General features: G+C 72.4%; 14 protein-coding genes and 1 pseudogene. 14 read left to right on the top strand and 1 reads right to left on the bottom strand.

Translation table 11 applies throughout. The annotated features are described in order from the left end of the window. Nucleotides 1-65: 65 nt before the first annotated feature. The gene (locus ACZ7DL_RS13970; RefSeq protein WP_470774223.1) at nt 66-608 is read right to left on the bottom strand and encodes a hypothetical protein; all 543 of its coding nucleotides are present in this window, start codon (nt 606-608) and stop codon (nt 66-68) included. A gap of 214 nt (nt 609-822) precedes the next feature. On the opposite strand from ACZ7DL_RS13970, the gene fmt reads away from it, so the two are divergent. The 14 genes and pseudogenes from fmt to ACZ7DL_RS13900 all read left to right on the top strand — a co-directional run bounded on the left by fmt (nt 823) and on the right by ACZ7DL_RS13900 (nt 16,517). Continuing rightward, nucleotides 823-1,755 carry a methionyl-tRNA formyltransferase gene (gene fmt / locus ACZ7DL_RS13965; protein WP_470774220.1) on the top strand — a complete coding sequence of 311 codons (933 nt, stop codon included), beginning with the start codon at nt 823-825 and terminating at the stop codon, nt 1,753-1,755. Nucleotides 1,756-1,835: 80 nt separating this feature from the next. Next, nucleotides 1,836-3,263: an RsmB/NOP family class I SAM-dependent RNA methyltransferase gene (locus ACZ7DL_RS13960; RefSeq protein WP_470774217.1), complete on the top strand. Its 1,428-nt coding sequence runs from the start codon at nt 1,836-1,838 to the stop codon at nt 3,261-3,263. 134 nt (nt 3,264-3,397) lie between these two features. Beyond that, nucleotides 3,398-4,084, top strand: a complete 687-nt coding sequence (gene rpe / locus ACZ7DL_RS13955) for a ribulose-phosphate 3-epimerase (protein WP_470774215.1) — start codon at nt 3,398-3,400, stop codon at nt 4,082-4,084. Between the two features lie 90 nt (nt 4,085-4,174). Continuing rightward, nucleotides 4,175-5,218 carry a sugar-binding transcriptional regulator gene (locus ACZ7DL_RS13950; RefSeq protein WP_470774214.1) on the top strand — a complete coding sequence of 348 codons (1,044 nt, stop codon included), beginning with the start codon at nt 4,175-4,177 and terminating at the stop codon, nt 5,216-5,218. Between the two features lie 190 nt (nt 5,219-5,408). After that, a complete protein-coding gene (locus ACZ7DL_RS13945) occupies nt 5,409-5,738 on the top strand; it encodes a barstar family protein (RefSeq protein ID WP_470774212.1) in 330 nt (109 codons plus the stop codon). 132 nt (nt 5,739-5,870) lie between these two features. Then, nucleotides 5,871-7,313, top strand: a complete 1,443-nt coding sequence (locus ACZ7DL_RS13940) for a GuaB1 family IMP dehydrogenase-related protein (RefSeq protein WP_470774211.1) — start codon at nt 5,871-5,873, stop codon at nt 7,311-7,313. A 483-nt stretch (nt 7,314-7,796) separates the two neighbouring features. Beyond that, a complete protein-coding gene (locus ACZ7DL_RS13935) occupies nt 7,797-9,284 on the top strand; it encodes an amino acid permease (protein WP_470774210.1) in 1,488 nt (495 codons plus the stop codon). Between the two features lie 27 nt (nt 9,285-9,311). Continuing rightward, on the top strand, nt 9,312-9,764 hold the full coding sequence (locus ACZ7DL_RS13930; protein WP_121789788.1) for an Lrp/AsnC family transcriptional regulator: 453 nt from the start codon (nt 9,312-9,314) through the stop codon (nt 9,762-9,764). 80 nt (nt 9,765-9,844) lie between these two features. Then, nucleotides 9,845-10,165, top strand: a pseudogene (locus tag ACZ7DL_RS13925) (hypothetical protein); the annotation flags it as partial. A 16-nt stretch (nt 10,166-10,181) separates the two neighbouring features. Further along, nucleotides 10,182-12,779 (top strand): sensor histidine kinase, encoded by a 2,598-nt coding sequence (locus ACZ7DL_RS13920; protein WP_470774208.1) that lies wholly within the window; start codon nt 10,182-10,184, stop codon nt 12,777-12,779. After that, nucleotides 12,769-13,206, top strand: a complete 438-nt coding sequence (locus tag ACZ7DL_RS13915; RefSeq protein ID WP_470774207.1) for a roadblock/LC7 domain-containing protein — start codon at nt 12,769-12,771, stop codon at nt 13,204-13,206. Before ACZ7DL_RS13920 ends, ACZ7DL_RS13915 begins: the two co-directional genes overlap by 11 nt. A gap of 7 nt (nt 13,207-13,213) precedes the next feature. After that, nucleotides 13,214-13,594, top strand: coding sequence for a DUF742 domain-containing protein (locus ACZ7DL_RS13910; protein ID WP_470774206.1), 381 nt, complete (start codon nt 13,214-13,216; stop codon nt 13,592-13,594). A gap of 386 nt (nt 13,595-13,980) precedes the next feature. Next, nucleotides 13,981-14,769, top strand: a complete 789-nt coding sequence (locus ACZ7DL_RS13905; RefSeq protein ID WP_470774204.1) for a carbon-nitrogen hydrolase family protein — start codon at nt 13,981-13,983, stop codon at nt 14,767-14,769. 50 nt (nt 14,770-14,819) lie between these two features. Then, nucleotides 14,820-16,517 carry a flavin monoamine oxidase family protein gene (locus ACZ7DL_RS13900; RefSeq protein ID WP_470774202.1) on the top strand — a complete coding sequence of 566 codons (1,698 nt, stop codon included), beginning with the start codon at nt 14,820-14,822 and terminating at the stop codon, nt 16,515-16,517. Nucleotides 16,518-16,533: the final 16 nt, after the last annotated feature.

The following is a 16,533-nucleotide window of genomic DNA, read 5'->3' as shown; positions in this document are numbered from 1 at the left end:
CTGCAGCGTGGTGCCATGTGTGCGCCCTCCCGGAGGGGGGCCGGGAGGGCGGGGGTGAAGGTCGGTCAGCCGTTGCGTGGGCCGGGGAAGGCCGTCGGGCGGGCGTCGTCGCGCAGCGTCGGGCTGCCCGCGGTCGGCTGGGTCGGCATGGAGCGGGCCGCGGGGACCGTCGGCACCGTCGGCAGACCCGTGTTCACGTTGATCGTGCGGGTGCCGGACGGCTCCGGCGCCCGCTCCGCCTCCGCCGCCGCCTGGGCCGCGGCGCGGCGGGCGCCGTACCGGCGGTGCACCGCCTGCTTGGTGACCCCGAGCGCCGAGCCCACCGCGTCCCACGAGAAGCCGAGTGAGCGGTCGAAGTCCACGGCGGCCGTGACCAGGGTTTCGACACTGTCCCGGAGTTCCTGGGCGAGGCGGACCGTCGGGGCGGGGGCGCGTCCGTAGACGACGAAGCCCGTGGACGGGCCGGAGCGGCGCGGGCGATAGACGTTGCCCAACTGGGCGGTGAGCGTGCGCAGCGCGTCCACCTGCCGGCGGACCCTCTCGATGTCCCGCACCAGCAAGTGCAGGCTGGCCCGGGCCTGGGCGTCGTGGGTTGCGTGGTCGGCCATGAACAAGCCTCTCGAACCGGCGTTGAAAGGAATTGGGCCGCGAAAGGGCCCGATGTGGTCAACTCTTCCTTGACCAACGCGCTGACGCTCCGCTGGTCACGGGCTGGGGGCGTGCAGGCATATGCGTACGCCGCCCACCCGCATGCGCGCCGCCCATGGTCATAGACTGGTGCGCTGCCCGCCCGACCCCCGCCCGAGAGGCCCGATCCCGCCCATGAAGCTCGTCTTCGCCGGTACCCCCGAGGTCGCCGTTCCCGCCCTGGATGCCCTGCTCGCCTCCGGGCGGCACGAGGTGGCCGCCGTCGTCACGCGGCCCGACGCGCCGGCCGGGCGCGGGCGCAGGCTGGTCGCGTCGCCCGTGGCCGAGCGGGCGGAGGAGGCCGGGATCGAGGTGCTGAAGCCCCTCAAGCCCCGGGACCCGGAGTTCCTGGACCGGCTGAGGGAGATCGCGCCGGACTGCTGCCCGGTCGTCGCCTACGGCGCGCTGCTGCCGAAGGCCGCCCTGGACATCCCCGCCCACGGCTGGGTCAACCTGCACTTCTCGCTGCTGCCCGCCTGGCGCGGTGCCGCGCCCGTGCAGCACGCCATCATGGCGGGCGACGAGATCACCGGGGCGTCCACCTTCCTCATCGAGGAGGGCCTCGACTCCGGGCCCGTCTACGGGACCGTGACCGAGGCGGTCCGTCCCACCGACACCAGCGGCGACCTGCTCACCCGGCTCGCCTTCGCGGGCGCCGGGCTGCTCGCCGCGACCATGGACGGCATCGAGGACGGCACCCTGAACGCCGTGCCGCAGCCCGCCGAGGGCGTCACCGTCGCGCCGAAGATCACCGTCGAGGACGCCCAGGTGGACTGGTCGGCGCCCGCGCTGCGCGTCGACCGGATCGTGCGCGGCTGCACCCCGGCGCCCGGTGCCTGGACCGTCTTCCGCGGGGAGCGGCTCAAGCTGATCCAGGTCACGCCTGTGCCCGAGCGGACCGACCTCGCGCCGGGCCGGCTCGCCGTGGGCAAGAACAACGTGCACGTGGGCACCGGTTCGTACGCCGTCGAGCTGCTCTGGGTGCAGGCGCAGGGCAAGAAGCCGATGCGGGCGGCCGACTGGGCCCGCGGGGTGCGCATCGGCGAGGCCGAGACGCTCGGCGGCTGAACCCCGGACGGCGGGGGTGACGGTGGGCCGACGTAGGCTGGGAACCGCACCCCCTTCATCACATCCGGAGCACCTTTTTCGTGAGCGAGCAGTCCCGGCGGCCGCGCAGGCCCGCCAAGCCTTACCGCCGTCCCCAGAAGGACCCCGTCCGCATCCTGGCCTTCGAGGCGCTGCGGGCGGTGGACGAGCGGGACGCGTACGCCAACCTCGTGCTGCCGCCGCTGCTGCGGAAGGCGCGCGAGAAGGAGGGACCGGACAAGTTCGACGCCCGGGACGCCGCGCTCGCCACCGAGCTGGTGTACGGCACGCTGCGCCGGCAGGGCACGTACGACGCCGTCATCTCCGCCTGTGTCGACCGGCCGCTGCGTGAGGTCGACCCGCCGGTGCTCGACGTGCTGAGCCTGGGCGCGCACCAGTTGCTCGGCACGCGGATCCCGACGCACGCCGCCGTCTCGGCCTCGGTGGAGCTGGCGCGGGTGGTACTCGGGGACGGGCGGGCCAAGTTCGTCAACGCCGTGCTCCGCAAGATCGCGCAGGACGACCTCCAGGGGTGGATCGAGAAGGTCGCGCCGCCGTACGACGAGGATCCCGAGGACCATCTCGCCGTCGTGCACTCGCACCCCCGGTGGGTCGTCTCCGCGCTCTGGGACTCCCTCGGCGGCGGCCGGGCCGGCATCGAGGAACTGCTGGCGGCGGACAACGAGCGGCCCGAGGTGACGCTCGTCGCCCGGCCCGGCCGGGCCACCACCGAGGAGCTGCTGCGCGAGGACGCCGCCGTACCCGGGCGCTGGTCGCCCTACGCCGTGCGGCTCGCCGAGGGCGGCGAGCCGGGCGCGGTCGACGCCGTGCGCGAGGGACGGGCCGGCGTGCAGGACGAGGGCAGCCAGCTGGTCGCGCTCGCGCTGGCGAACGCCCCGCTCGACGGGCCCGACGAGAAGTGGCTCGACGGATGCGCCGGGCCCGGCGGCAAGGCCGCGCTGCTCGGCGCCCTCGCCGCCGAGCGCGGGGCCGTCCTGCTCGCCTCCGAGAAGCAGCCGCACCGGGCCGGGCTGGTGGCCAAGGCCCTGCACGGCAATCCGGGGCCGTACCAGGTCATCGCCGCCGACGGCACCCGCCCGCCCTGGCGCTCCGCCAGCTTCGACCGGATCCTGGTGGACGTGCCGTGCACCGGTCTCGGCGCCCTCCGCCGCCGCCCCGAGGCCCGCTGGCGCCGCCGCCCCGAGGACCTGGACAACTTCGCTCCGCTCCAGCGCGGGCTGCTGCGTACCGCCCTCGACTCCGTGCGCGTCGGCGGCGTCGTCGGCTATGCCACCTGCTCCCCGCACCTCGCCGAGACCCGCGCGGTCGTCGCCGACGTGCTCAAGCAGCACCCGGACACGGAACTGATCGACGCCCGCCCGCTGCTGCCCGGCGTACCCGACCTCGGCGACGGGCCGGACGTGCAGCTGTGGCCCCACCTCCACGGCACGGACGCGATGTACCTGGCCCTGATCCGCAGAACTGCCTGACGCCGCCGGCAGCAGCAGACCCAGGGCGCGGGGACTGCGCGACCGGCCGTCCGCCGGCCCGCAGCTCACGCACGGCAGCAACCACCCCCGAACCCCGCTCGGCCCACCCCGGCAGGGCATGGCAGGCTTGGGTCATGGCCGCGCAGATCAACCCCAGCATCCTGTCCGCCGACTTCGCCCGACTGGCGGAGGAGGCCAAGGCGGTCCAAGGCGCCGACTGGCTTCACGTCGACGTCATGGACAACCACTTCGTCCCGAACCTCACGCTCGGCGTGCCGGTCGTGGAGTCCCTGTCCCGTGCGACGGAGACCCCGCTGGACTGCCATCTGATGATCGAGGACCCCGACCGCTGGGCGCCGCAGTACGTGGAGGCGGGGGCTTCGTCCGTCACCTTCCATGTGGAGGCCGCCGCGGCGCCGGTGCGGCTCGCCCGGGAGATCCGTGCCAAGGGCGCCCGGGCCTCCATGGCACTCAAGCCCGCCACGCCGATCGAGCCGTTCGAGGACCTGCTGCCGGAACTCGACATGCTGCTGATCATGACGGTCGAGCCCGGCTTCGGCGGCCAGGCGTTCCTCGACATCATGCTGCCCAAGATCCGCCGCACCCGTGAGCTGATCAGCAAGCACGGCCTCCAGCTGTGGCTCCAGGTCGACGGCGGTGTCTCGGCCTCGACGATCGAGCGGTGCGCGGACGCGGGAGCGGATGTGTTCGTCGCCGGCTCGGCCGTCTACGGCGCCCAGGACCCCGCGGAGGCCGTACGCGCGCTGCGCACGCAGGCGGAGGCCGCCACCGCCAAGGCGTCCTGGGCATGCGACCACTGAGCCACAGCCAAGTGAACGGTTAAGTGAACGGCGCCCATCAGGGCAGATCAGTCGCCCCGAATCTGCAAGGATGAACGGCGAATCCAGAGTGTGAACAGCAGTGAGGAGATCGCCGTGTCGGGTATGTCGGCGGGCCGGTCAGCCATGCGGATGGGACCCGCTGAGCTGGTGCAGGCGGCGGCCATGGCCCGCCGCTTCTACCTCGAGGGCAAATCCAAGATCCAGATCGCGGAGGAGTTCGGCGTCAGCCGCTTCAAGGTGGCCCGGGTCCTGGAGACCGCCCTCGAACGGGATCTCGTACGCATCGAGATCCGTGTGCCGGCCGAACTGGACGCCGAGCGCTCCGACGCGCTCCGCGCCCGCTACGGCCTGAGGCACGCCGTCGTGGTCGAGTCCCCGCCCGAGTCCGAGGAGACCCCCGACCCCGAGAACCTCGGCGAGGTCGCCGCCGACCTGCTCGGCGAACTCGTCAACGAGGGGGACGTGCTCGGGCTGGCCTGGGGCCGGTCCACCATCCACATGGCGGCGGCGCTCGACCGGCTGCCGCCGTGCACGGTGGTGCAGCTGACGGGCGTGTACGACGCCGGGACCGCCGAGCGCGGCTCGGTGGAGGCCGTCCGCCGGGCCGCGCAGGTGTCGGGCGGCGACGCGCACCCCATCTACGCGCCGATGCTGCTGCCGGACGCGGCCACCGCGGCGGCGCTGCGCAACCAGACCGGGCTCGCCCGGGCCTTCGAGTACTTCGACAAGGTCACGGTCGCCTGTGTCTCCATCGGGTCCTGGGAGCCGGGCATCTCGACCGTGCACGACATGCTCAGCGACGAGGAGCGCGCGCACTACGCCTCGCTCGGTGTCGCCGCCGAGATGTCGGCGCACCTCTTCGACTCCGAGGGGCGCCGGATCGGGCGGGACCTGGGGGAGCGGTGCATCACGGTCAAGGCCGACCAGCTGCGCCGTATCCCGGAGGTCGTGGCGATCGCGGGCGGGCAGCGCAAGGCCTCCGCGATCGACGCGGTGCTGCGCTCCGGGCTGGTCACCAGCCTGGTGACGGACACCTCGGCCGCCGACTACCTGATGACGGCGGGCCCGACGCCGAAGCCGGCGCTCAGCCGTGCGGACCCGGACGGGGTCTGACCGCGGGGCGTGGCGCCGTGGACCCGGCGGACGGCGTCACGCCGGCCGCCGGGATGCGTGACGAGACGGCCGTGGCAGCATCCGCGGCATGCTGCCGCGGTTGGTCTCCCGCGTACCCGGACGGCCTGATCGACCGCCGGGCCCCTTTCCGTACCGATGATCACTACGAGTCGTTCCGGGCGGTGCTGAGATGACGGAGGACCCGGGCGGCCCGTACCCGGTCACCCTGGATCTGGACGGTGTCACGGACAAGGCCGGCCTGATGGACCGCGTGGCCCGGGCCCTCGCGCTGCCCGACTGGTTCGGGCGCAACTGGGACGCGCTGGCCGACTCCCTCAGCGACCGGACGGTCTGGCCCGAGGGCGCGGTGGAACGGGGGCTGCTGATCGTCGTCCGGGGCTGGCGGTCGTACGCGGACAGCGCGCCGGGCGAGTGGCGGATCGCCGAGGACGTGCTCGCGGAGGCGGATGACCGGACGCCCGCCCTCACCGTCGTCCTCGCTCTCGGAGGATCCTCCTAAGGGGGCTCCGACCAGCCTGGATGTTTTGTGAGGGCATGACAGCGGTTCCGTCATGGGAGAATGAAGTACGTGCTCTTTCCCCCTGGCACACCTGTCCGGGGGTCACCTCTGATCGACTGGGATGTGCAGCACGTGCGTTTCCTCAATGACATCCAGCCCGCGTACGACCTGACGTACGACGACGTGTTCATGGTGCCGAGCCGCTCCGCGGTGGGCTCGCGTCAGGGCGTGGACCTCAGCTCGCCGGACGGAACGGGCACCACCATCCCGCTCGTCGTCGCCAACATGACCGCCATCGCCGGCCGCCGCATGGCCGAGACGATGGCCCGCCGCGGTGGTCTCGTGGTCATCCCGCAGGACATCCCGATCGACGTCGTCACCGACGTGATCTCCTGGGTGAAGAGCCGTCACCTGGTGCTGGACACCCCGATCGTGCTGGCCCCGCACCAGACCGTCGCCGACGCCCTGGCGCTGCTGCCCAAGCGGGCGCACAACGCCGGTGTCGTCGTGGACGAGAACCACCGGCCCGTCGGTGTCGTCACCGACGCCGACCTGTCCGGCGTCGACCGCTTCACCCAGCTCGAGGTCGTCATGTCCAAGGACCTGCTCCTGCTGGACGCCGACATCGACCCGCGTGAGGCCTTCAACACCCTCGACCACCACAACCGCCGCTACGCCCCGGCCGTCGACGAGGACGGCAGGCTCGCCGGCATCCTGACCCGCAAGGGCGCCCTGCGCGCCACGCTGTACACCCCGGCCGTGGACGCGAACGGCAAGCTGCGCATCGCCGCCGCCGTCGGCATCAACGGCGACGTCGCGGGCAAGGCCAAGCAGCTGCTCGACGCGGGCGTGGACACGCTCGTCATCGACACCGCGCACGGCCACCAGGAGTCGATGATCAGCGCCATCAGGACGGTGCGCGCGCTCGACCCGCAGGTGCCGATCGCCGCGGGCAACATCGTCTCCGCCGAGGGCGTGAAGGACCTGGTCGACGCCGGCGCGGACATCATCAAGGTCGGTGTCGGCCCGGGCGCGATGTGCACCACCCGCATGATGACCGGTGTGGGCCGCCCGCAGTTCTCCGCCGTGCTGGAGTGCGCCGCCGAGGCGAAGAAGTACGGCAAGCACGTGTGGGCCGACGGCGGTGTCCGCCACCCGCGCGACGTCGCCATGGCGCTGGCCGCCGGCGCGTCCAACGTGATGGTCGGCTCCTGGTTCGCGGGCACGTACGAGTCGCCGGGCGACCTCCACCACGACGCCAACGGCCGTGCCTACAAGGAGTCGTTCGGGATGGCCTCCGCGCGTGCCGTGGCCAACCGCACCTCGGACGAGTCGGCGTACGACCGCGCCCGCAAGGCGCTGTTCGAGGAGGGCATCTCCACCTCCCGCATGTTCCTCGACCCGGCCCGCCCGGGCGTCGAGGACCTGATCGACTCGATCATCGCGGGCGTCCGCTCCTCCTGCACCTACGCCGGTGCCGGCTCGCTGGAGGAGTTCGCCGAGAAGGCCATCGTCGGCATCCAGAGCGCGGCCGGCTACGCCGAGGGCAAGCCGCTGCACGCCAGCTGGAGCTGACCCCCCTTCCGAACCGACGGCCCCCGCCGTTCCCGAGCCCGGGAACGGCGGGGGTCGTCGGCATATCCGGTCGTCGGCATATCCGCGTCAAAGTCAGCGTCACGAGGCGGCGTCACGAATCCGTGTCACGAGTCCGCGCCACGAGTCAGCGCCCACGAATCCGCCTCACGTGTCCACGTCACCGCTGCGTCGGCCAAGAGCCGCGAAAGGGACGGATGAGGTGCCCGTGCAACGGTCGACAGCCCGTGCGCAACGATTTGTCATTCCGGCCCGAGGAACGCAATGATCATGCGGGGGTGCGCAAGGTTGCTGCATTACGCCCGTGAAGCCCTGCCTCGTAGGGTGCTTCGCTAGTACGTGGTGTGGCGGGGACCCCGCTCGGTGGGTGCCTGCCCTCGCAGGCTCACCGGTCCCCCTCCACGAGGGCCGGCGGTCATGCCGGTCCGCACCCCCGACAGACCGGCAGCGATAAGGAGCCAACGCGTGCTCGACCAAGGCGCACCCCCGCAGAACCAGATATCGGCCGCCCCCGCGTCCCCGGGCGTCGCCGCGCGCCTGATGCGTCGCAAGCCCGTGGAACGCCTGGTCGCGGAGGGCGGCCAGGGCGAGGGAGGGCAGCTTCGGCGCTCCCTCGGGCTGTGGCAGCTGACCATGATCAGCATCGGTGCCACCCTCGGCACCGGCATCTTCGTCGTCCTCGGCGACGCCGTTCCGGAGGCCGGCCCCGCGGTCACCCTGGCCTTCGTGATCGCCGGTCTCACGGCTCTCTTCTCGGCCCTGTCGTACGCCGAGCTGGCGGGCAGCATCCCGGTCGCCGGCTCCTCCTACTCGTATGCGTACGCAACGCTGGGCGAGCTGGTCGCCTGGGTCTGCGGCTGGTGCCTCGTGCTCGAGTACGGCGTGTCGGTGGCCGCGGTTGCCGTCGGCTGGGGCGAGTACCTGAACGAGCTGCTCGACGGCACCATCGGCGTCACCATCCCCGCCGCGCTGTCCTCGGCGCCGGGCGAGGGCGGCATCATCAACCTGCCCGCCCTGATCGTCGTCCTCCTGGCGATGGTGTTCCTGCTCGGCGGAGCCCGTGAGTCCGCCCGCGCCAACACGATCATGGTCTGTGTGAAGATCGCCGCCCTGGTGCTGTTCTGCACGGTCGGTTTCATGGGCTTCAAGTCCGGCAACTACCGCGACTTCATGCCGCTGGGCATGTCCGGGGTCAGCGCCGCCGGTGCCACGCTGTTCTTCTCGTACATCGGCTTCGACGCCGCCTCCACCGCCGGTGAGGAGGCGAAGGACCCCAAGCGGGACCTGCCGCGGGCGATCATGCTCTCGCTGATCATCGTGACCGCGCTGTACGTGCTCGTCGCGGGTGTCGCCGTCGGTGCCTGGAACTGGAAGAAGTTCGACGGCTCGGAGGCCACCCTCGCCGCGATCATGAACGATGTCACCGGCCAGACGTTCTGGGGCACCCTGCTCGCGCTGGGCGCCGTCATCTCCATCGCGAGCGTCGTGCTCACCGTGCTCTACGGCCAGACCCGCATCCTCTTCGCGATGTCCCGCGACGGCCTGGTGCCGAAGGCGCTCGGCAAGGTCCACTCGAAGACCGGCGCTCCCCGCCTCAACACGGTGATCGTGTCCCTCTTCTGCGGTGTGCTCGCCGCCCTCATCCCGCTGGGCAAGCTCGTCGACGCCACCAGCATCGGCACGCTGTTCGCCTTCGCCCTGGTCAACATCGCGGTCGTCGTCCTGCGGTACAAGCGGCCGGGACTGGAGCGCACGTTCCGGGTGCCGTTCGGGCCGGTACTGCCGGTGCTGGGCTTCCTGTTCTGCGCCTACAACATGTTCAGCCTCGACACCGTCACCTGGGTCGTCTTCGGATGCTGGATGGCCGTCGGGCTCGTGTTCTACTTCGTGTACGGCTATCGCCGTTCCCGTCTCGCGACCGGTGAGGATCTCGCGGTGACGGCAGAGAAGTGACCGAACCGAAGAAGTGAACCACCCCCTGTGCTGAACGATCTCGACGAACGCATCGTGCACGCCCTCGCCGAGGACGCCCGCCGCTCCTACGCGGACATCGGGCAGATGGTCGGCCTGTCCGCGCCCGCCGTGAAGCGGCGCGTGGACCGGCTGAGGGCCACCGGAGCCATCACCGGATTCACCGTCCGGGTGGATCCGGCGGCGCTCGGCTGGGAGACCGAGGGCTACATCGAGATCTACTGCCGGAGCAACACGTCTCCGGAGACCATCCAGCGGGGGCTGGAGCGGTACCAGGAGGTCGTGGCCGCGTCGACCGTCACCGGTGACGCGGACGCGATCGCCCAGGTCTTCGCCTCCGACATGCGTCACTTCGAGCGGGTGCTGGAGCGGATCGCCGGCGAGCCGTTCGTGGAGCGGACCAAGTCGGTGCTGGTGCTGTCGCCGCTGCTGCGCCGCTTTTCTTCCGGGGCGCCGGGGTAGGGCGGCTTCCGGCTCGGGGCGCCTCGTCGTGTGCCGGATGCGGGTCGTCCTCGGCTGGTCGCGCAGTTTCCCGCGCCCCTGAGGGCGGCAGCGGGCGGCCCGAGGCGCAGGACCGGATCGACCACGTGCTGCGCCGCGGACCCACCGTGCTCGACGCGCGGACCGTCGTCACCGGCAGCCGGCGCCCTTGGCCGGAGGTGGCGGGCAACGAATGGCCGACCGTCGTCACCGGCAGCCCGCGCCCCTGGCCGGACGTGGCGGGCAACGAATGGCCCTCCGACCACGCGGCGGTGCTCACCACCTTCGCCCTGCCCCGGGGTGACTCCGGGTTACCGCAGGTCACCGTTGCGGTGCGGGGCGGCGATCCCGTAGGTTGTCCCGCACTTTCTACTGACTGGTAACACCGGCAGGTACCCCATGCGCTGGCCCCTCGGCCGTCCCAGCACCGTCCGCGCGCGGATCGTGGCGCTCGCGCTCGCCCCGTCCGTCGCCCTGATGGCCCTGTGGAGCTTCGCCATGGTGTCCGTCACCGCCGAACTGCGCGCGCTGGTCCGGCTCCAGGGGGTGTACGACGACTTCGGCACCCCGGTGGACACCGCCGTCGGGCAGATCCAGATCGAGCGCCGGATGTCCGCCGCCTATCTCGGCGCCCGCCTCGACCCGGCCGCCGCCGGGAACCTGCTGGGGCAGCAGCGCCGTACCGACCGGGCCGTCGAGGCCATGCGGGAGGCGATCCGGAACGGCGACCGGGACCGGCTCACGCACCGGCAACGGCAGGCCCTGGACGCCATGGCCGCGTCCACCGGCAGGCTGGAGCGGCTGCGCGCACGCGTGCTGTCCCGGGACATCAGCTGGGACCAGGCCGTCGACGCGTACAACGCGCTCGTGGAACCCGGCTTCGACGTGCAGTCCACGCTCACCGCTCTCCAGGCAGGCCAGCTCGCCCGCGAGGCACAGGTCGTCATCGAACTGGTCCGGGTACGGGAGTTCGTCTCCCGGGAGGACGCTCTGGTCGCCGGGGCGCGGGCGGCCGGCACGCTGACCGACCGGCAGTACGACACCCTCACCGCGACCATCGAGGACCGGCGGGTCTTCGAGCGGACCTACGTGCCCGACCTGCCCGCCGACTCGCGCGCCCTGTTCGAGGAGTTCCAGCGCGGGGACCTGCACCGCTCGCTGGTGCGGGACGAGGACGCGCTGCTGCGGGCCGGGGCCGGCGGGGCCGGGAGGGGCGTCGCGGCCGGCACCTGGCGGTCGACGACCGACCGGGGGGTCGTCCGCTACCGGGAGCTGTGCACCCGTGCCGCCGAGAACTCCGCCGTCCGCGGACGGGCGTTCGCCTACCGCGAGCTGACCAAGGCCGCCGTCGTGGGCGCGGTCGGGCTGGCCGCCGTCGCCCTGTCGCTGTGGTTCGCGGTGCGCGGCGCCCGGCGGATCTCGCGGCGCCTGGAGACCCTGCGGGACGCGGCCGACGTGCTGACGCGGCAGCAACTGCCCGACGTCATGCGCAGGCTGAGCGCGGGCGAGGAGGTGGACGCGGTGGCCGAGGCGCCGCCGCTCGCCGCCGACGAGGTCCGCGACGACGAGATCGGGCAGGTCGGCCGGTCGTTCAACACCGCTCGGCTGGCCGCCGTGGAGGCCGCCGTCCGGCAGGCGACCCTGCGCCGGGGGCAGTTCGCGGTGCTGCTCACCATCGCCCGCCGCAACCAGGCGCTGGTGCACCGGCAGTTGAAGCTCGTCGACACGCTGGAGCGGCGCACCGAGGATCCGGACGTGCTGCGCGAGCTGTTCCGCATCGACCATCTGACCACGCGCATGCGCCGGCACGCCGAGAGCCTGATCATCCTCTCCGGGGCCGTGCCCGGCCGCCGCTGGCGCCGGCCCGTCCTGCTCGCGGACGTCGTGGCCTCGGCCGTCGGCGAGATCGAGGACTACGCGCGCGTGGTCGTGCCGCCGATGCCCGAGGTGGGCGTGGCGGCGGACGCGGTCGCCGACGTCGTCCATCTGATCGCCGAACTGCTTGAGAACGCCACGGTGTTCTCGCCGCCACAGACCCAGGTCACGCTGCGCACGGGGTGGGTCGGCAGCGGCTTCGTCCTGGAGATCGACGACCGCGGGCTCGGCCTCGACGCCGAGGCCCGCGCCGACGCCCAGCGCACCCTCACCGACCCCGACGCCTTCGACCCCACCCGGCACGACCGGCTCGGCCTCTACGTCGTCGGCCGCCTCGCCGCCCGCCACGCCGTCGAGGTCACCCTCCGGGACTCCCCCTACGGGGGGACTACGGCGGTGGTGCGACTGCCTTCGGCGGTGTTGGCGGGGGCGGAGGCGGCGGGCGCAGAGCCGGTGCCGGTGGGCACAGAGTCGGTGCCGGCGGAGCCGGATCGGGTGAAGGCGCGTTCGGAGGTGGTGCCGGCGGGGGCGGAGTCCGTGTCCGCGGACCCAGAGCCGGTATCGGCGGGGGACGAGCCCGTGTTGACGAAGGCGGATCCGGTGAAGGCGCGTACGGAGTCGGTGCCGACGGGAGCACAGCCGGTGTCCGCGGGGACGGAGTCGGTGTCGGCCGGGACGGAGTCGGTGTCCGCGGGGACGGAGCCGGTGTCGGTCCGCGGTGGCTCACGGGACGGCGGCGGCGGAGCGCGGGGAGACCGGGCGTCCGTCGAGCGTGGGATCGCCGACGTCTCCGGTGTCGTCCTGGAGCTGCCGTCGCGGAAGCGGCAGGACCCGGTGTCCTCCGGCGCCGCGCCGGAGCCCGCCCCCGCCCTGCCCACCCGTGTCCGCCAGGCCCGTCTCGTCCCGGAGCTGCGTGCCGACCCGCCACCGCGCGACACCCCGCCCGAGCGCCAGGTCGACGCCGAGGAGATGCGGGCGATCTTCGGCGCCTTCCAGCGCGGCCTGGACCGGGGCCGCAAGGGCCTGCCCGCGCCGCGTGCCGGCCAGGACGCCGCCGGCGCCGCCCCGGACGCCACCATCACCCCCACCGACGAAGGGACGGACACCGACGATGCCCGCTGACGAGCAGACCCCGGAGCGGACCGCCGTGCCCGCCGGAGCGCCCGGTACGGACCTCGGCTGGCTGCTGGACGACCTCGTCTCCCGCACCGAGCACGTCCGGCAGGCCGTGCTGCTCACCGCCGACGGCCTCCCGCTCAGCAGCTCGGACGGCATGCGCCGGCGGGACATCGAGCACCTGGCCGCCGTCTGCTCCGGCTTCCACGGCCTGGCCCGCTCGGCGGGGGAGCGGTTCGCCCTCGGCGAGGTGCGCCAGACCATGGTGATGCTGGACGACGCCTACCTCTTCGTCACCCCGGCCGGGCACGGCAGCCGGCTCGCCGTGCTCAGCGAGGCCCGCACCGACGTCGGCCAGCTCGCCCACGAGATGGCGCTGCTCGTCCGCCGCCTCGGCCGCCATCTGGACGCAGCCGCCCGCACCACCTCGTGATCGCACGGTGAGCGACGAGCACTGGTACGAGGACGAGACCGGGCCGATGGTGCGCCCCTACACGGTGACCCGCGGCCGTACCCGGCCCGACGGCCGGCACACCATCGACCTGATGTCCCGGGTCACCGCGCTGGACGCCGGCGGTCCGGGCCCCGCCCTCGACCACGCCGGTGCCGCGCTGCTCGACCTGGTCCGGCGCGGCCCCCGTCCCGTGGTGGAGCTGGCCGCGGACGCCGACCTGCCCCTGACCGTCGTCCGCGTGCTGCTCGGCGACCTGGCCGAGGCCCGGCTGGTCCGCATCGACGCGCCCCGCCGGGTGCCGGCCACCGGACCGGCCGCCGACCCCGCGCTGCTGAAGGAGATCGTGGCGCGGCTCCGGGAGATCTGAGCCCGGCCGGCCGCCGACCGCCCCTGCGGCCGCCGGGGCAGGGCCCTGACGTCGTCCGTGCCCTTCCTGACCTGCGCGAACGGGGCGGGGGACAGGTACGGGGCAGGGCCTCGGGGCGGCGTGGACCCACGATCACCACTCGCCCGGCGGCGAGCCGCCCGCACAGCGCTCCGTAGGCGCGGGACCACGGTGGGGCACCGGCCGTGACCTGCGCCTCAGGGAGGCCGGGAACCGTGTCCGGGGGTGCGCAACGAATCGCCGCCCGACCCGACCTCCACGCAACGAACCGCGCACAGGCGCGCAACGGCTCCTGCTTGTCCGGCCGAGCGCGCCGACCGTACCTTCTTCGTGGCCCCCAAAAATCCCCTGTCCGGTGAGGATCCCGCATGCGCACCGCCCTGCTCCAGAGCTCCGGCCGCCCCGGCTCGATCGCCGGGAACCTCAAGGTTCTCGACGAGGCCGCGGGCCGGGCCGCCGCCGCTGGGGCCGGCCTGCTGGCAGCGCCGGAGATGTTCCTCACCGGGTACGCGATCGGCGACGACATCGCCCGCCTCGCCGAGCCCGCCGACGGGGACTCCGCCGACGCGATCGCCGAGATCGCCACGCGGCACGGCCTGGCGGTCGTCTACGGCTACCCGGAGCGCGACGGCGAGACCGTCTACAACTCCGCCCAGCTGATCTCCGCCGACGGCACCCGGCTCGCGAACTACCGCAAGACCCACCTCTTCGGCTGCTTCGAGCGCGACCACTTCACACCGGGTGAGCAGCACATCGTGCAGGCCGAGCTGAACGGCCTCACCGTGGGCCTGCTGATCTGCTACGACGTCGAGTTCCCGGAGAACGTCCGCGCCCACGCCCTGGCCGGCACCGACCTCCTCGTCGTCCCGACCGCGCAGATGCACCCCTTCCAGTTCGTCGCCGAGTCGATGATCCCGGTGCGCGCCTTCGAGAACCAGATGTACGTCGCCTACGTCAACCGGGCCGGGCAGGAAGGGGAGTTCGAGTTCGTCGGCCTCTCCGTCCTCGCCGGTCCCGACGGTGTCGCCCGCACCCGCGCCGGCCGCGCCGAGCAGCTGGTGCTCGCCGACGCCGACCCCGCCTTCCTGGCCGCCTCCCGCGAGAACAACCCGTACCTGAAGGACCGCCGCCCCGGTCTGTACGGGTCCCTCGTCTGAACCACCCGAGTCTTCCCCCGAACCACCCCCGCGCAAGGAGTCCGTACCCCATGACGTCCACGGTGCCCAATGCCGTCGAGCACACCGACGAGCAGCAGCCGCCGATCACCATGTTCGGCCCGGACTTCCCCTACGCCTACGACGACTTCCTCGCCCACCCGGCGGGCCTCGGCCAGATCCCCGCGACCGAGCACGGCACCGAGGTCGCGATCATCGGCGGCGGTCTGTCCGGCATCGTGGCCGCCTACGAGCTGATGAAGATGGGTCTCAAGCCCGTCGTCTACGAGGCCGACCAGATCGGCGGCCGACTCCGCACGGTCGGCTTCGAGGGGTGCGACGACTCGCTGACCGCCGAGATGGGCGCGATGCGCTTCCCGCCGTCCTCCACCGCCCTCCAGCACTACATCGACCTGGTCGGCCTGGAGACCCAGCCCTTCCCGAACCCCCTCGCCGAGGCCACCCCCTCGACCGTCGTCGACCTCAAGGGCGAGTCGCACTACGCCGAGACCATCGACGACCTGCCCCAGGTCTACCGGGACGTCGCCGAGGCCTGGAACAAGTGCCTCGAAGAGGGCGCCGACTTCTCCGACATGAACCGCGCGATGCGCGAGCGGGACGTCCCACGCATCCGCGAGATCTGGGCGAAGCTGGTCGAGAAGCTCGACAACCAGACCTTCTACGGCTTCCTCTGCGACTCCGAGGCCTTCAAGTCCTTCCGGCACCGCGAGATCTTCGGCCAGGTCGGCTTCGGCACCGGCGGCTGGGACACCGACTTCCCGAACTCCATCCTGGAGATCCTCCGCGTCGTCTACACCGAGGCCGACGACCACCACCGCGGTATCGTCGGCGGCTCCCAGCAGCTGCCGCTGCGCCTGTGGGACCGCGAGCCGGAGAAGATCGTCCACTGGCCTTACGGCACCTCGCTGAAGTCCCTGCACGTGGACGGCGAGCCCCGCCCGGCCGTGACCCGGCTGCACCGCACCGCGGGCAACCAGATCACCGTGACGGACGCGAACGGCGACATCCGCACGTACAAGGCGGCCATCTTCACCGCCCAGTCCTGGATGCTGCTGTCCAAGATCGCCTGCGACGACTCGCTGTTCCCGATCGACCACTGGACGGCGATCGAGCGCACCCACTACATGGAGTCCTCCAAGCTCTTCGTGCCCGTGGACCGGCCGTTCTGGCTGGACAAGGACGAGGAGACCGGCCGGGACGTCATGTCGATGACGCTCACCGACCGCATGACCCGCGGCACCTACCTGCTGGACGACGGCCCGGACAAGCCCGCCGTCATCTGCCTGTCGTACACCTGGTGCGACGACAGCCTGAAGTGGCTGCCGCTGTCCGCGAACGAGCGGATGGAGGTCATGCTGAAGTCGCTCGGCGAGATCTACCCGAAGGTCGACATCCGCAAGCACATCATCGGCAACCCGGTGACGGTCTCCTGGGAGAACGAGCCCTACTTCATGGGCGCGTTCAAGGCCAACCTGCCCGGCCACTACCGCTACCAGCGGCGCCTGTTCACCCACTTCATGCAGGACCGGCTGCCCGAGGACAAGCGGGGCATCTTCCTCGCCGGCGACGACATCTCCTGGACGGCCGGCTGGGCCGAGGGTGCCGTGCAGACCGCGCTGAACGCGGTCTGGGGCGTCATGCACCACTTCGGCGGCGAGACCGACACGACGAACCCGGGCCCGGGTGACGTCTACGACGAGATCGCGCCGGTGGAGCTTCCCGAGGACTGACCCGGGAGCAGACGAA

It is taken from the genome of Streptomyces sp. NPDC036984, from assembly GCF_055607665.1.
Note: the sequence above shows the minus strand (reverse complement) of the source record. Positions and strands in the feature narration are given on the sequence as shown.

Excerpts from the sequence above, each read along its gene's own strand:
- ACZ7DL_RS13970 (WP_470774223.1), bottom strand. The coding sequence starts at position 608 with ATGGCCGACCACGCAACCCACGACGCCCAGGCCCGGGCCAGCCTGCAC.
- ACZ7DL_RS13920 (WP_470774208.1), top strand. The coding sequence starts at position 10,182 with ATGCGCTGGCCCCTCGGCCGTCCCAGCACCGTCCGCGCGCGGATCGTG.
- ACZ7DL_RS13900 (WP_470774202.1), top strand. The coding sequence starts at position 14,820 with ATGACGTCCACGGTGCCCAATGCCGTCGAGCACACCGACGAGCAGCAG.
- ACZ7DL_RS13915 (WP_470774207.1), top strand. The coding sequence starts at position 12,769 with ATGCCCGCTGACGAGCAGACCCCGGAGCGGACCGCCGTGCCCGCCGGA.
- rpe (WP_470774215.1), top strand. The coding sequence starts at position 3,398 with ATGGCCGCGCAGATCAACCCCAGCATCCTGTCCGCCGACTTCGCCCGA.
- fmt (WP_470774220.1), top strand. The coding sequence starts at position 823 with ATGAAGCTCGTCTTCGCCGGTACCCCCGAGGTCGCCGTTCCCGCCCTG.
- ACZ7DL_RS13945 (WP_470774212.1), top strand. The coding sequence starts at position 5,409 with ATGACGGAGGACCCGGGCGGCCCGTACCCGGTCACCCTGGATCTGGAC.
- ACZ7DL_RS13905 (WP_470774204.1), top strand. The coding sequence starts at position 13,981 with ATGCGCACCGCCCTGCTCCAGAGCTCCGGCCGCCCCGGCTCGATCGCC.